Below are 15,705 nucleotides of genomic sequence, written 5' to 3'. Positions count from 1 at the left end.
GAAATGGAAAACACGCATGGGGAGTCGCATGGCTTCATGACGTTGGACGAACTGGCCGAAGCCGCGCCGGTCGCCGCCACGCGGGAGATGCCCGAGGAGCTCCGGGAAATGCTCGACTCGAACTCGGGGCCGTTCGTGCGTTCCGCGTCACCGCCCAGGATGGACTTCGGCGCGGTGGAGGTGCCGGGCGCGCCCGGGATGTGGCGGATCGTCGCCAACGACGACGAGGAACTGCACACCGCACTGCCCGGACGTGAGCAGACGGAGCTGACCTCGGCCGACGCGCGGGTGGAGGCGGTGGCCGGGACGGCGGGCCACCGGCCGCCGTGGGTGCCGCTGGAACACCTGCCGAGGCTCGCGCCGTTCCGCGCGGACGGACGGCTGTTCTTCGAGCCCAGGGCGATCGAGGAACCGAACCGGCTGGCCTACCCGCAGCGGACCGTCGGCATCGTGCTCAGCAGCGACGGGTTCCGGGGCAGCGGCGTGCTCGTCGGCCCGAACCTGATGCTCACCGCCGGCCACGTCGCCCCGTGGGGGCAAAGCCCGTGGAGCATGGAGTTCATCCCGGCGTTCCGCGAGGGCGACCGGCCTTTCGGCAGCTCCTTCGTCGAGACCTACCGGGGCTTCAACACCCACGGCGAGGTCAGCGGCAAGGACTACGTCATCTGCAAGCTCTACAACCCGCTGGGCACCGCGTTGGGCTGGATGGGCACGAAGTCGTTCGGCGACGAGGACGAGTACTACCGGCGGCGTTATCTCACGTCGGGCTATCCCGGGTCGTTCGGCAGCAGACCGGCGGTGGAGTTCGACCTGGGCGTCCGCGACATCGACGACGACAGCCCCGGCCTCGAATTGGAGTTCGCGCTGCGCGCGGACGTCGGCCCGGGCTGGTCCGGCGGTCCGCTGTGGCTGCCCGCCGAGGGGCCCGCGGTCGCCGGCATCTACAGCGGCCGGGAGACCGACGAGCTGGACCCGCGGCGGCACGTCTTCGGCGGCGGCGGGGGAATGGTCGACCTGGTGAAGTTCGGCTTGGCGAACTGGCGACCGTAGCCGCCCGGACGGGCCCGCGGTGACGGGCGTGACCGGGACCGTGATCACGCCCGTGGAACCCTCCGGCGTCGACCCGCGTCGGTCTGGCAGTGGTGGTGTGGCGGACCGGGGGAGTCATGGCGGAGGCGTTCGGGCCTTATCGCGTCGGTGAGCTGTTGGGGCGCGGCGGCATGGGCGAGGTGCACCGGGCCTTCGACACGGCCCACGACCGCGTGGTGGCGTTGAAGCGGCTCTCCGCCGTGCACAACGACGACGAGGACTTCCGCGCCCGGTTCCGGCGCGAGTCGCGGATCGCGGCACGGCTGCGGGAGCCGCACGTCATCCCGATCCACGCCTTCGGCGAGATCGACGGGCGGCTCTACCTCGACATGCGGTTGGTCGAGGGCCGCGACCTGTCGGCGGTGATCGCGGACGGCCCGCTGGACCCGGCGCGGGCCGTGCGGATCATCGCCCAGGTCGCGGGCGCGCTCGACGCCGCGCACGCCGACGGCCTGGTGCACCGGGACGTCAAGCCGTCGAACATCCTCGTCACACCGGACGACTTCGTGTACCTGGTGGACTTCGGCATCGCCCACAGCGTGCGGCCGACCGGCACGCACCTGACCGCGTCCGGCGCGGTGATCGGGACGCTGGACTACCTGGCCCCGGAGCGGTTCGGCGACGGACCGGTGGACGGCCGCGCGGACGTCTACGCCCTGGCCTGCGTGCTGCACGCGTGCCTGACCGGCAAGCGCCCGTTCGAGACCGACAGCCCGGCCGCCCTGCTCTGGGCCCACCTGCAACAACCACCACCCGCCGCCTCCACCACGAACCCGACCGTCCCGCCCGCCCTGGACGACGTGATCCGCCACGGCATGGCCAAGTCCCCGACCGACCGCTACCCGACCGCCGGCACCCTGGCCACCGCCGCCGCCCAGGCCCTCGCCATCCCGCCCCACCCCGCCGCGCCCCTGACCCCGCCGGCCGGCACCTCACCGCCGACCGCCGGACCCCCGACCCCGCCCGCGGGTGCCTGGCGGGCCACCGCTCCACCGCCGGCCGCCCCGCCGCGCACTCCGCCGGTCGCCGAGTCATCGCCGGTCGGCGAATCGTCCGCCGCGCCACGTCCCGCCGGGTCGCCGTTCGCCGCCGCGCCGCGCACCCCGCCGGCCGGACGGTCCACTGGCGGCCAGGCGCTGCGGCCCTCCCGCCCCCACCCCGGCGCCAACACCCCCGTGCCGGCCCCGAGGTCGCCCGGTCGCAGGGTCGCGCCGATCGTCGCCGGGGTGGTCGCGTTGCTGCTCGTGGCGGTGGTGTTGGTCTGGGCCGTGGACTGGAAGGGCGACAGCCGCCTCGCGCACTCGACCACCGGCACCACCACGCCCACGACAGCCACCGCGCAGACGTCCAAGACCTCCCGGACCACCGCGGCGACCACGTCCACCACGTCCACCACGGTCGACCGGCAAGCCACCGTCCTGCTGGAACGGCTCCCCGAGGTCTACCGGGGCAACCCGACCTGCGCGCCCACGCCGTCCGCACCCGGCGTCGCCGCCACCGTCACCTGCACCGAGGCGAACTCGGCGCACTTCCGCTTCCCGCCGCCGAACGAGGCCGTCTTCCACCTGTTCACCGACCGCGCCGCGCAGGACGCCCACTTCCAAGCCCTCGTGCGAGCCCGCGGCATCCCGCGCGACGACACCAACGGGGGCTGTCGTCCGCTGACCCGGCCCGCGCACTACTCCGCCTACTACCGGTCCGAGCGCCAACCCCTGCCCGGCGAGTACACGACCTGCTTCATCGCCGACGGCGTCGGCCAGGTCTGGTGGGTCGACACGCAGACCTCGACCACGGGCGTGCTGCGGTCCTCGACGGCGCTCGACCCGGACTCGCTCGACCAGCTCGGCTACTGGTGGAACACCATGATCCTCACCCGGACGTGAGCTCGGCGACCTTGCGCTCCAGCACCGCCCGTTCACGCTCGTTGCCGCACAACCCCACGGCCCGTTCCAGCTCGACCCGCGCCTCCTCCGCACGCCCCAGCCGGCGCAGCAGCTCGCCGCGCACGCTCGGCAGCAGGTACGAGTTCGCGAACGCGTCCGAACCCGCGAGCCCGTCCACGATCGGCAGCGCCTCGGCCGGCCCTCGTGCCATCGACACCGCCACCGCCCGGTTCAGGTCGACCACCGGTGACGGCACGAGCCGGCCCAGCGCCTCGTACAGCAGCACGATCCGGTCCCAGTCCGTCTCCTCGACCGACGGCGCGACGGCGTGGCACTCGGCGATGGCCGCCTGCAGTCCGTAGGCGCCCAGGCCCCGGCCCGCCTGCTCGGCACGGGCCAGCGCGGCCCGGCCGCGGCGGATGGCGGCACGGTCCCAGCGACGGCGGTCCTGGTCCTCCAGCAGCACGGGGTCGCCGTCCGGCCCGGTGCGGGCGGGGAAGCGGGCCCCGGTCAGCTCCAGCAGCGCCAGCAGGCCGTGCACCTCGGGCTGGTCGGGCACCAGCCGGGCCAGCACCCTGGCCAGGCGCTGCGCCTCGCCCGCGAGGTCGAACCGGATCAGGTGATCTCCGGAACTGGCCGTCGACCCCTCGGTGAAGATCAGGTAGATGACGTTGAGCACCGAACCGAGCCGCGCGGTCCGCTCCTCGCCCGTCGGCACCGCGAACGGCACCTCGGCCGCGCCCAGCGCCTTCTTCGCCCTGGTGATCCTGGCCTGCACCGTCGCCGTCGGCACCAGGCACGCCTTGGCGATCTCGTCGCTGGTCAGACCGCCGACCACGCGCAGCGTCAACGCCACCCGGGCCTCCCGCGACAGCACGGGGTGGCACGAGATGAACATCAGCGCCAGCACGTCGTCGTCGATCTGGTCCGGGTCCCAGAGCACGTCGTCGGCCGCGGTGGCCTCGCCACCCGTGACCGCGCCGCCCTCGCCCAGGTCGCGGGCGAGGACGGCGTACTTCTCGTCCAGCGCGGACCGGCGGCGGAACGCGTCGATCGCGCGCCGCCTGCCGACGGTGAGCAGCCACCCCGCCGGGTTGCGCGGCACGCCGTCGCGCGGCCAGGTCACGAGCGCCTCGGCCAGCGCCTCCTGCGCCAGGTCCTCGGCCAGCGCGAAGTCGCCGGTGTAGCGCGCGAGCGCGCCGACGATCCGCGCCGACTCGATCCGCCAGACCGCGGCGACCGCGCCGCGACCGGTCGGGTCGCCCGCCGTCGTCCCGCTCAGAGCTGACCGGTGGCTTCCCGCCACGCCTTCTCCTTCTGGATCCACTCGTTGTCCTGCGGGAACTCGTCGATCGTGGTGACCCGGCGGATCTCGGTCTTGAAGCCGGGGCCGGTGATCGGCTGCCGCTTCGCCCACTCGACCGCCTCCTCCTTGGAGGCCACGTTGAGGATGTAGAAGCCGTTGAACAGCTCCTTGGTCTCGCCGTACGGGCCGTCGGTGACGACCGGCGGTTCGGACGAGTAGTCGACCACCACGCCCTCCTCGGCCTCGGCGAGCCCTTCGGCGGCGACCAGGACACCGGCCCTGATCAGCTCGTCGTTGAACTTGCCGATGGTCTCCAGCATCTCGTTGAAGTCGATCTCGCCCATGCCCGCGAAGGCCTCGTCCGTGGCGCGCATGATCAGCATGTACTTCATGGTCTGTCTCCCTGGCCGTCGTGCGGGCCCTCTCTCGGACCCCGTCCACCCCTGGGTCGAACGGGCCGCGCCGCGGATCGACACACCCGCCGGAATTTTCCCGGAGAGCGCGGGCAGCCTACTTCGGCCGGCGATCGATGTCGCCGCGGACGCGCCGGCACGGGCTGCGGTGGCAAGCGACGTCGCCGCCTTGGCAAGCTGACCCGGTGGACGACGACTTGGACCGGGTGCTGACCGCGGTGGGCCCGCGCCTGCGGGCGGTGCGACGGGCACGGGGCGTCACGCTGGCCGAGCTGGCCGAGGCCACCGGGATCTCGGAGAGCACGCTGTCCCGGCTGGAGAGCGGCCGGAGGCGGCCGAACCTCGAGTTGCTGCTGCCGCTGGCGCGGGCGCACGGGGTGCCGCTCGACGAGCTGGTCGGCGCGCCGCCCACCGGCGACCCGCGCGTCCACCTGCGTCCCGTCCGCCGCCACGGCATGACGTTCATGGCGCTGAGCCGCCGCCCCGGCGGCACCCAGGCGTTCAAGCTGGTCATCCCGGGGTCGCGGCACGACGCCGTGCCCGACCCGAAGACGCACGAGGGTCACGAGTGGCTCTACGTCCTCAACGGACGGCTGCGGCTCGTGCTGGGCGAGCAGGACCTCGTGCTCACGCCCGGCGAGGTCGCCGAGTTCGACACCCGCGTCCCGCACTGGCTCGGCGCGGCCGATGCCGCACCCGTCGAGCTGCTGATCCTGTTCGGTCCGCAGGGCGAACGCGTGCACGTGCGGGCCCGGACCTGAGCGGACGCTCACAAGCGCACCGGGGTGCCCCTCACGTCGGTGTGAGGGGCACCCCGGCGCGCGTCACGGGGTCCGGCAGGTGACCGTGGGCGCGGCCCACTGGCCGTTCGCCATCACGGTGAAGCCGAACGTGGTGCTGGCGCCCGCGGCGAGGTTGCCGTTGCCGCTGGGCTTCATGGTCATAACGTTGCCGGTGGAGTCCCAGCTGGGCGTGCCGTTCCAGGTGGCCGACACCTTCTGCGGCGACGTCACGGTGACGGTGGCGGTCCAGCTGCTGATCGCCGACGAACCGGCCCGGATCGTCACCTCGCCGTTGAAGCGGTCACCCCACTGCTGGCTCGTGCGGTAGGTCGCAGTGCAGGAGCCGGTGCCCGGCTGGGGCGTCGTGGTCGTGGTCGGCGTGGTGGTGGTGCCGGGCGGGGTGTCCGTCGGCGCGACGGCCCGGCCGGTCGACGGCGAGATCATGCCGGCGCACAGGCCGCGGCTCGCCAGGTTGGCGGCGATCTGCGGCACGGCGTTGATCGTCGTCTGGTAGCCGTCGTGCATCAGGATGACGCCGCCGTTCTGCAGCGTGGACGCGGCCTGCACGATCTGGGCGGTGCTCGCGCCGTTCCAGTCCTGCGAGTCGACGTTCCACAGCACCTCGGTCAGGCCGAACTGGGCCTCGACCGACTTGAGCGTGGCGTTGGTCTCGCCGTACGGCGGGCGGAACAGCTTCGGCGCGACGCCCGTCGCGGACTGGATCGCCTGCTGGGTCTGGGAGATCTCCGACTGCATCTGCGCCTGGCTCAGCTGCGTCATGTGCGGGTGCGACCAGCTGTGGTTCTCCACCCACATCCCGGCGTCGCGCTGGCTGCGCGCGAGGGTCTGGTTCGACGTCACCTTGTTGCCCTGGTTGAAGAACGTGGCCCGCAGGCCGGCCGACCGCAGCGCGTTGAGCAGCGTGGTGGTCGTGCCCGCGACCGGGCCGTCGTCGTAGGTCAGGGCGACGTAGCCGTTGGCGCAGTTGGCGTTGTTCGGCGGCGTGGTGGTCGTGGTGGTCGGCCCCGGGGTGCCGGCGGCGTTGAGGGCGTTGAGGACCGAGGTGTAGGCGGCCTTCTTGTTGCCGGAGCCGTCGAAGAGCAGGGGGGTGCCGGAGGCGCGCCAGGAGTCGCTGTCGCGGATGCCCCAGACGGTGATGCCGGTGCAGCGGGTGACGGCGAGGCAGGCCTGGACGACGCCCTGGTACTGCTGGGCCTGGCTGGAGCCGGAGCCTTCGATGTCGAGTTCGGTGATCTGGACGTCGACGCCGAGGTCGGCGAAGTTCTGCAGGGTGGTGTGGTAGTTGGAGGGGACGGGGTTGCCGCTGTTGAAGTGGGCCTGGAAGCCGACGCAGTCGATGGGGACGCCGCGGGCCTTGAAGTCCTGGACCATGCGGTAGACGCCCTGGGTCTTGGCGTGTGACCAGTTGTCGGTGTTGTAGTCGTTGTAGCAGAGCTTGGCGTTCGGGTCGGCGGCGCGGGCGGCGCGGAAGGCGGCTTCGATCCAGTCGTTGCCGGTGCGTTGGAGGTTGGAGTCGCGGCGGCCGCCGCTGCTGCCGTCGGCGTAGGCTTCGTTGACGACGTCCCAGGCGTAGATCTTGCCGCGGTAGTAGGTGGCGACCTGGGTGACGTGGTTGAGCATGGCGTTGCGCAGGGCGGTGCCGGACATGTTCTGCATCCAGCCGGGCTGCTGGGAGTGCCAGGCCAGGGCGTGGCCGCGGATGCGCATGCCCTGGTTGCGGGCGTGGTTGACGATCCGGTCGGCGTTGCCGTAGCTGAACTGGCCCTGGTTGGGCTCGGTCGCGTCCATCTTCATCTCGTTCTCGGCCGTGACCATGTTGAACTCACGGTTGAGAATGCCGACGTAGGTGGAGTCGCCCAGCTTGTTCGCGGCCACCGCCGTGCCGAAGTAGCGGCCGCTCTCCGCGGCGGACGCACCCAACGTGGTGCCGGCGCTCGCCACGCTCGGCAGGACGACGGCCAACGCGCCGAGCAGCCCGACCGCGCCGGCCAGCGCCGCGACGCGTCGCGGTCCTCCTCGTGCCACCGGCCTGCCGGCAGCGGTGACAGCAGTTCTGGACATCACTTCCTCCAAGGGTGTCGAGCCGGACCGGCGCCGCTCTCGAGCCGGTCGCGCGCCACGGGCAGATCGAAAGTTTCGATACAACTCGCTGACGCTTTCGAAAACTAAGGCTGATGATCGCGGGAGTCAAGGATTGAGATTCACCTATAGAGACGCAAGAGTGCAGGTAGAGCCGTCGGCAGGGCCGATGGCACTACCTTCTGCGGTTTACGAAAGTATCGGAACCGATTCGGATGGTCTGGTATCCGGGTCGGGGCGCCGCAGGATCGCGCGGTGTGGCGGTGCCACACGGGCGCGGCGGGAAGAGTGGCGCGGTCCACCAGCGACGAACGGCACCGAGGGCTCCTAGCGTCGGCCTATCGCACGTGACCGCCATCACTCAACGTGGAGGATGCGCCCATGTCGGATCGTCACCCTGTCCCGGCGCTGCGGGGCCCGGTCGCGACGCTCGTCGCGGTGCTGGCCGTCCTGTCGGCCGTGGTCGTTTACCTCGTCTCGACGCCGCGCCCCGCCGCGGCCGCGACCTTGCAGGAGGTCACGGCGTTCGGCTCGAACCCCGGCAACCTGCAGATGTTCCGCTACGTGCCCGCCGGGTTGCCCGCGGGCCGCCCGGTCGTCGTCGCCCTGCACGGCTGCACGCAGGACGCCACCGGCTACGGCACGGCCGCCGGGTGGACGCAGCTCGCCGACCGCTGGAAGTTCACCGTCGTCGCGGCGCAGCAGAAGTCGCAGAACAACGCCAACTCCTGCTTCAACTGGTTCGAGCCGGGCGACACGCGCCGCGGCTCGGGTGAAGCGCTGTCGATCAAGCAGATGGTGGACAAGGCCAAGCAGGACAACGGGGCCGCGTCGGCGTACGTGACCGGTCTGTCCGCCGGCGGCGCGATGACGGCGGTCATGCTCGCCACCTACCCGGACGTGTTCGCCGGCGGTGGCATCGTGGCCGGGCTGCCCTACCAGTGCGCCACCTCGGTGGCCGCCGCGTTCGGCTGCATGAACCCCGGCACGAACCTCACCCCCGCGCAGTGGGGCGACAAGGTCCGCGCGGCGTACGCGCACTCCGGTCCGCGGCCGAAGGTGTCCATCTGGCACGGCACCGCGGACAACACCGTGCGGCCGCTCAACGGCACGGAGCTGGTCGAGCAGTGGACCGACGTCAACGGCACCGACCAGACGCCGGACGTGAGCGACACCGTGGCCGGCTACCCGCACCGGGTCTACGGCGGCACGGTCGAGCACTACTCGATCACCGGTATGGACCACGGCCAGCCCGTCGACCCGGGCACGGGCACCGCCCAGTGCGGCAGCACGGCCGCCTACGTGCTCGACGTCAACGTGTGCGCGGCCTACCACATGGCCCGGTTCTGGGGCATCGACGGCGGTGGCGCACCGACCACCACCTCCGTCACCACGACCACCCGCCCGCCCTACAGCGAGACGGTCACCGGCACCGCGACCGACCACTACGTGGCCCAGCGGATCGACGTCGGCGAGTACAACACCCTCGGCGCGCGTTACGGCTACAACACCCCGTTCCCGCTCTACCGGTGCGGCACGGAGTGGACGGACAAGGCGGACTGCTCCGCGATCTGACCCCGTCGGCGCTGCCCGCAACTGTGAACGCCGGGTTCGGCCCACCGGTGTGCAACCTCCCGGCGCGCCGGCGAGTCTCCACCCGGGGAAAGCGCTTCACGACTGGGGAGGAACACGTGCGTCGAGCACGCTGGCTGGTGGTCGCCTTGCTCGCGGCCGGGCTGTCGAGCCCGGCCGCGGCACAGGCGGCGCCGGTGGCCGGGGGAGCAGCCCGGACCATCACGTTGATCACGGGTGACAAGGTGGTCGTGGACGCGCGGGGGGCGCTGGTCCGCGTCGAGGGGCGGCCGGGGGCGAGGTTCGTCCGGTACGTCGAGCGGGACCACCAGTTCGTGGTGCCGGAGGACGCGCTCGACGAGCTGGCGCACGACCGGCTCGACAAGAGGTTCTTCGACATCACCGCACTGCTCGACTTCGGCTACGACGACGCGGCGACCGACCGCATCCCGCTGCTGTCGGCGGGGTTTCGGGCGTCGGCGGCGATCGTGAAGTCGGAGGCCGCGCGGCGGTGGGCGGACCGCCGGGTGGGCGTGCGGGCCGACGGGAAGCTCTGGCTGGACGGCAAGGCCAGGATCACGCTGGACCAGAGCGTGCCGATGGTCGGCGCGCCGGACGCCTGGCAGGCCGGGTTCGACGGCAGCGGGGTCACGGTGGCGGTGCTGGACACCGGCTACGACCAGGGGCACCCGGAGCTCGCGGACGTCGTCGTGGCCGCCCGGGACTTCACCGGCGAGGGCATCCAGGACGACGTCGGCCACGGCACGCACGTCGCCGCCACCGTCGCCGGGCGCGGCGGCCGCTACAGCGGGGTCGCGAAGGGCGCGAAGCTCGCCGTCGGGCGCGTGTGCGGCGCGTGGGGCTGCCCGGAGAGCGCGGTCATCGCGGGCATGGAGTGGGCCGCGCGCGAGGTCGGGGCCAAGGTCGTCAACCTGAGCCTCGGCGGCGACCAGAGCGACGGCTCCGACCCGCTGTCGCAGGCCGTCGACCGGCTCACCGCGGAGACCGGCACGTTGTTCGTGGTGGCCGCGGGCAACGACTACACCTACCGCAAGGTCTCCGCGCCGGCCGCGGCGGACGGGGCGCTGGCCGTCGCGAACCTCACCAAGCAGGGGCAGCTGAACGAGTCGTCCTCGCGCGGGCCGCGGATCGGCGACTACGCGGTCAAGCCCGACCTCGCCGCGCCCGGCACGGACATCGTGGCGGCCCGGGCGAGCGGCACGTTGCCGGACGAGGCGGTCGGTGACCTGCACGCGCGGCTGACCGGCACGTCGATGGCCGCGCCGCACGTGGCCGGCGCCGCCGCGATCCTGGCGCAGCGCCACCCCGCCTGGACCGCGCCGCAGCTCAAGGCCCAGTTGATGGCGTCGGCCGAGCCGGTCGCCGACTCGCCCGACCACGTCGGCACCGGGCTGCTGGACGTGGGGCGCGCGGTCGGGCAGCCGGTCCGCGCGGACGTGGGCAGCCTCTCGTTCGGGCTGCTCGAATGGCCGCACACGGCGGTCGTCGAGAAGTCGGTCACCTACCACAACGACGGCGACCGGCCCGTGACGCTGGCCGTGCGGCACGACCTGGGCGACGACTTCACCGTGCCGTCGAGCGTCACGGTGCCCGCGCACGGCAGCGCGCCGATGGTCGTGCGACTCGACCCGCGCAAGGGCGTCGGCACGTTCTTCGGGCACGTCCGCGCGACCGCGGAGGGTGTCGAGCTCACCACCTCGGTCGGCGCGTACGTGCAGGAGGAGCGCCACCCGCTCACCGTCGCGGTGACCGGGCGTGACGGCAAGGCGCCGTCGAACGAGTTCCTGCTGCTGGTCGACCTGAAGTCGGGGAAGTCCAGCACGCTCCTGCTCGACGCCGAGGGCCGCGGCACGGTCGAGCTGCCGGTCTCCGACTACGCCGTGCTGGGCCGCATCGAGCAGCACTCCGCGTTGGCGGGCTGGTACACCCCGGTGTCGGTCACCGAGGTCGCGGGCAAGGTCACGGTGAACGCCGCCGTGACCGTCGAGCTGAACGCCGCCGACGGCAAGCCGATCACCGTCGACCTCGACGACGACAGCGTGCGACCGCTGCACCGCGACGTCGACCTGAGCGTGCCCATGGAGCCGGGCAAGAGCTCCGGCGTCACGGGGCCGGTCGAGGGCTCCACGCCCGTGTACGGTTTGTCGTTCGGCGAGCCGTTGCCGCAGTTGACCTACTCGACCACGCTCAAGGCCGCGCGGCCGCGGGTGGCGTTGGGCGGGTTCGACCTGCCGGTGCGGTACGCCGACGCGAGCCCGTACTTCGCCCCGGGCACGCACCGGTTCCGCACGGCCCGGCGCGACGGCGACGTCAAAGGCGCACTGGTCGTCGTGGAGAGCACCGGCGAGGACCTCTACCCGATGGTGCGGGAGCTGAAGGACTCGGGCGCGTCCGCCGTGCTGCTGCTCGGCCCGTTGCCGTTCCCGAACCAGGAGCAGACCGCGCTGCCGGTGCTGTCGGCGTCCGACCACGGCGCGCAGGACCTGCTGTCCCGGATCGGCGGCGAGGTCGAGGTGCGCGCGATCGACTCCTCACCGGTCAGCTACAACCTGTTCTTCCCGGAGCGGGGCGCGCTGCCCGCGGGCAAGGCGTACCGGGTCGAGCGGCGGGATCTCGCCGAGGTGAAGGCCCGCTACCGGTCCTCCGGGGGTGACGGGCTGGTGCGCCAGCGCCTGTACCCGGTGCTCGACGGCGCGGCGGTGAAGAGCCTCGGGGTCCTGCTGGACGAGGCGCTGGTCGCGCCGGTGGCCCGCACCGAGTACTACAGCGCCGGCAACGGCGTCGGCTGGTACCAGGAGGGGTTCATCGGCCGCATGTTCGGCGTGGACGCGCGCGACCCGCTGGTCGGCATCTGGTCGGACCTCGAACCCGTTGCCTTCCGACCGGGCCGGCAGTACCGGCGTGACTGGAACGCGGCGGTCGCCGGGCCGCGGCTGGACGGGGCGTCGCTCGTGCGGTGGGCGGCCGGTGGGGGCGTGACGCGGACCGGCGACGGCATCGAGGCGGAGGTCTCGCCGTTCGCGACCGCCACGGCCGTCGAGTCCTGGGCCGCCACCGGGTACGGCGGCCTGGAGCTCAAGCGGGACGGCGTCTCGCTCGGCTCCACCGGCGACCCCCGCCGGGGTCGGTGGCAGGTGCCCGCCGAACCGGGCCGCTACGAGCTGTCCCTCGACGCCGCCCGCGGCGCGCCGCAGCTGGAGCTGTCCACCGCCGTGCGCACCACGTGGGGCTTCACCAGCGCGGGCACGGCGCAGGGCAAGCTGCCGCTGTTGCAGGTGGGCTACGAGATCCCGCTCGACCTGCGCAACAGCGCGCGGGCGGCGCTGCCGCTGCCGGTCCGGTTCACCGCGTCGCGGCAGGCCGGCGCGGGCAAGGCCACCGTGCGCGAGGTGAAGGCGTTCGCGTCGTTCGACGACGGCGCGACCTGGGTGCCCGTGACGCGGCTCGTCCCGGCGCGCGGCAAGCCGGGCGGGTACGTCTCGCTGCGGGTCGTCGCCTCCGACACGGACGGCAACACGGTCGACCAGACCGTCCTGCGGGCCTACCGGCTCAGGGCCTGAGCGCGGTGGGGATCGCGGCCGGCGCGTGCCGCGATCCCCGCCGTCCGGCCCCGCGTCGGCTCACGGTGCGTAGGTGGCGTCCTGCGCCGTGCCCACCACCGTCCGCGCGTCGGCCTCGGTCAGCAGACCGGCGGACACCCACGTGGCCGCGGTCGCCTTGACGTGCCGGACCAGGTGGCCCTTGGCCCGGAACGGCGCGGCGGCCCACACCTCGTCCAGGAACGTGGTCCCGTCGGCCCGGCTCGGGTTGGCCACGCCGCTGTCCCGGCCGCCGAACGCGATGCGCGGCTCGCGGCGGCGGAAGTAGACGTGCGTCGGGTCCTCGGTGCCCTCGAAGAACGGCGCGAACTCCACGCCGTCGAGCACGTGGTGCAGCGGCTTGCCGGGCACCGGCGTGAGGCTGGGCAGCAGGTCGCCGGACAGGCCCGCGTTGCGGTACAGCCCGAACTCCAGGAACGTGCGGCGGGCGTCCCGCGCGACCAGGTTGACCGGACCGAGGAACAACGCCTGCGTGGCCGGGTCGTCCAACGCCCGCTCCACCCGCAGCCGGAACGGCATCGACACCCGCACGGTGTCGCCGCCGCGCCACGCCCGGGACACGGTGAAGTACGTGCCCGGCACGGCTTCGCGCGGCACGCGCTCGCCGTTGACCTCGACCCGGAACCCGGTCGCCCAGGACGGCACGCGCAGGTGCAGGTCGAACCGCCCACCGCCGTGCACGCTGATCGTGGAGCCCTGCTCCACCGGGTAGTCCGTGGTCTGCGTGACCGTGACGCCCTTCTCCGCCCACTTCAGGGTCGACGCGCTGTAGAGGTTGACGTACAGCGCGCTCCCGTCGGCCTTCGCGAAGTACACCGAGTCCTGGTACTTGGTCGCGCTCTCCATGCCCGTGCCCTCGCAGCACGTGGTGCCGGCCTTGGGGGTGTAGTCGCGGACGTGACCGGGCGTCAGGCCGATGAAGTACGTGACCAGCGGCTTCTCCGCGTCCGCCCGGTCCTGTTTGGACCCCAGGACCTGGTTGTACAGCGCCCGCTCGTAGTAGTCCATGTACTTCGGGTCCTGTTCGTGGAAGAACAGCACCCGGCTCAGCTTGAGCATGTTGTAGGCGCAGCACGTCTCGGCGTTCGTCTCGCTCAACGTCCCGACGATGCTGCCGCGCGCCCGCCAGAACTCCGCCGTGCTCGTGCCGCCGATGCTGTACATGCGGGTCGGCACGACCATGTCCCAGAAGTTGCGCGCCGCGGCCAGGTACCGCTGCTCGCCGGTCTCGTCGTGCAGCCGCACCATGCCGGTGAGGATCGGGATGTGCTGGTTGGCGTGCAGGCCGTCGAGGATGTCGGTGCCCGCCGCGCACGAGTCGATGAGCCGGTCCAGGTCGAACAGCTTGGCCAGCGCCAGGTGCTCGGCCTTGCCGGTGATGGCGTGCAGGTCGCAGATGGTCTCCACGATGCCGCCGAACTCACCGCTGGAGAAGATGCCCCACATCCGCTGCAACGTCGCCTTGGGCAGCTTCGACAGCCGCGAGTGCATCCAGTCGCACATGCCGCTCGCCAGGTCCAGCGCGCGCTCGTCACCGGTGTTGAGGTAGGCGTCGAGCAGTCCGCGCAGGATCTTGTGCGCGGTGTAGTAGGGCGCCCACACGACGGTGTAGTTGCCGCTGGTCATCGACTCCAGCGTGATGAACTGGGTCTCGGGGTAGGCGGCGAGGAAACCGGGGTGGCTCAGCAGGCCCCACGTGCGCCGCAGCGTGGCGTGCCGGCCTCGCCCGGACGCGTCGGCGAACGTCGCGCCGGTGGTCTCGTCGAAGCTGTACGACGCCAGGTCGCCCCGGGCGGGGGTGTCGAGCAGCCGCCGCACCTCGTCCGCGCTCAGCGCCCGCGACCACACGTCGACCTGGTCCAGCGCGCCCGCGAACACCGGGTCCGGGTAGTTGGACCGGCCGAGCCAGTTGTTGCGCAGCCGGCCGAGCACGGCCGGGTTGAGCGTCATCGCCGTGTTCACGCCCACCGGCGTGCCGTCGACGTACAGGGTGCCCGTGGTGCCCGCGATGGTCACCGCCACGTGGCTCCACCGGTCCAGCGGCAGCGGCGCGACGCCGTTGATGCCCTGCTCCGCGCCCGGCCCGTTGGTGGTGATGGCGAACCGCGGCACGCCGTTCTGGTTGCGCACGGCCAGGTAGAGGTAGCGGGTGGTGTCGTTGCCGAAGTCGAACACCCGCGCCCAGTTCGCGTCGTGCCCCGGCTTGACCCACGCCGAGAGGGTGATCGCGGCGGAGTCGCCGAGCACGGTGGGCGGCAGGTCGACGTACTGGTACGAGCCGCGCGGGTTCTCCACCGCCGTGCCGAACCGGCCCGGCGTGGACAGCACGACCGGGTCGCGCCGCAACGCCTCGCGCACCTCGACCAGCGCGCCGACCACGTAGCGGATCTTCTCGGCGTAGACCTCGTCGCCGGTGCCCGCGTACGCCTGGGACAGCATGGTGAGGAAGTGCCCGGTGTAGTGGCCGCGCAGGTTGCCGTTCGCCTCGCCGTCCAGCCCCTCCCACCCGCCGGGTGCCACCGCGCCACGCGTGGACAGACCCGCGTTGGCGCGGAAGACCTGCAACAACCGGTCCACGTCGTACCCGCGCGCGTAGTCCAGCACCAGGTCGCGCTTGGCGGCGAACACGCCGTCGCCCAGCACCACCTCGTCCAGCCCGAACGGTCGGACCCGCCACGCGGGCGGTGGCGGCGTGGCGGACGGCGCGGGCTCGGCCGCCACCGCCCGTCCCGTGGCGGTGGACACGATGAGGGGAGCCGTCGCCGCCAGGGCCGTGGCGCGCAGGAACGCTCGCCGGTCTACGGGTTGTGCCATGGGATGCCTCTCCGGATACGGGGGACTGGGAGGGGGACGGCGGTCGGCCTGCGGCGCGACCAGGAGGGCGTCTCCGCCCGGCGGCTGGCCGTTGGGTGCCTGGCCGACCCGCGGCGGCGGCTGGGT

The 15,705-nt window shown here is 72.6% G+C and carries 9 protein-coding genes; 5 read left to right on the top strand and 4 right to left on the bottom strand.

Features of this window, described 5'->3' with window-relative positions; translation table 11 throughout:
- Nucleotides 1-36 precede the first annotated feature (36 nt).
- Together LZG04_RS20255 and LZG04_RS20250 are read left to right on the top strand one after the other, a co-directional pair.
- Entirely contained in the window at nucleotides 37-1,050 is a 1,014-nt protein-coding gene (locus LZG04_RS20255) for a hypothetical protein (protein WP_233819282.1), read from the top strand.
- Nucleotides 1,051-1,166: 116 nt separating this feature from the next.
- The gene (locus LZG04_RS20250; RefSeq protein ID WP_233819280.1) at nucleotides 1,167-2,972 is read left to right on the top strand and encodes a serine/threonine-protein kinase; all 1,806 of its coding nucleotides are present in this window, start codon (nucleotides 1,167-1,169) and stop codon (nucleotides 2,970-2,972) included.
- Here LZG04_RS20250 and LZG04_RS20245 read toward each other — a convergent pair.
- Nucleotides 2,959-4,254 (bottom strand): RNA polymerase sigma factor, encoded by a 1,296-nt coding sequence (locus tag LZG04_RS20245; protein WP_233819584.1) that lies wholly within the window; start codon nucleotides 4,252-4,254, stop codon nucleotides 2,959-2,961. The two genes, LZG04_RS20250 and LZG04_RS20245, sit on opposite strands and share 14 nt — an antisense overlap.
- Nucleotides 4,251-4,670, bottom strand: coding sequence for a YciI family protein (locus LZG04_RS20240; protein WP_233819278.1), 420 nt, complete (start codon nucleotides 4,668-4,670; stop codon nucleotides 4,251-4,253). Before LZG04_RS20240 ends, LZG04_RS20245 begins: the two co-directional genes overlap by 4 nt.
- Nucleotides 4,671-4,876: 206 nt before the next feature.
- Here LZG04_RS20240 and LZG04_RS20235 point away from each other — a divergent pair, with 206 nt between their 5' ends.
- On the top strand, nucleotides 4,877-5,452 hold the full coding sequence (locus LZG04_RS20235) for a helix-turn-helix domain-containing protein (RefSeq protein WP_233819276.1): 576 nt from the start codon (nucleotides 4,877-4,879) through the stop codon (nucleotides 5,450-5,452).
- A 63-nt stretch (nucleotides 5,453-5,515) separates the two neighbouring features.
- On the opposite strand, the gene LZG04_RS43040 is transcribed toward LZG04_RS20235, so the two are convergent.
- A complete protein-coding gene (locus LZG04_RS43040) occupies nucleotides 5,516-7,555 on the bottom strand; it encodes an endo-1,4-beta-xylanase (RefSeq protein WP_374202839.1) in 2,040 nt (679 codons plus the stop codon).
- A gap of 399 nt (nucleotides 7,556-7,954) precedes the next feature.
- Here LZG04_RS43040 and LZG04_RS20220 point away from each other — a divergent pair, with 399 nt between their 5' ends.
- Both LZG04_RS20220 and LZG04_RS20215 read left to right on the top strand, forming a co-directional pair.
- Complete coding sequence (locus tag LZG04_RS20220) at nucleotides 7,955-9,148, top strand: PHB depolymerase family esterase (RefSeq protein WP_308199199.1); 1,194 nt, start codon at nucleotides 7,955-7,957, stop codon at nucleotides 9,146-9,148.
- A gap of 116 nt (nucleotides 9,149-9,264) precedes the next feature.
- A complete protein-coding gene (locus tag LZG04_RS20215; RefSeq protein WP_233819274.1) occupies nucleotides 9,265-12,726 on the top strand; it encodes a S8 family serine peptidase in 3,462 nt (1,153 codons plus the stop codon).
- Between the two features lie 60 nt (nucleotides 12,727-12,786).
- Here LZG04_RS20215 and LZG04_RS20210 read toward each other — a convergent pair whose 3' ends face one another.
- Complete coding sequence (locus tag LZG04_RS20210; RefSeq protein WP_233819272.1) at nucleotides 12,787-15,579, bottom strand: beta-L-arabinofuranosidase domain-containing protein; 2,793 nt, start codon at nucleotides 15,577-15,579, stop codon at nucleotides 12,787-12,789.
- Nucleotides 15,580-15,705: the final 126 nt, after the last annotated feature.

This window comes from Saccharothrix sp. S26 (assembly GCF_021390395.1).
Lineage (GTDB): Bacteria > Actinomycetota > Actinomycetes > Mycobacteriales > Pseudonocardiaceae > Actinosynnema.
This window is presented reverse-complemented; position numbering and strand designations above follow the sequence as displayed.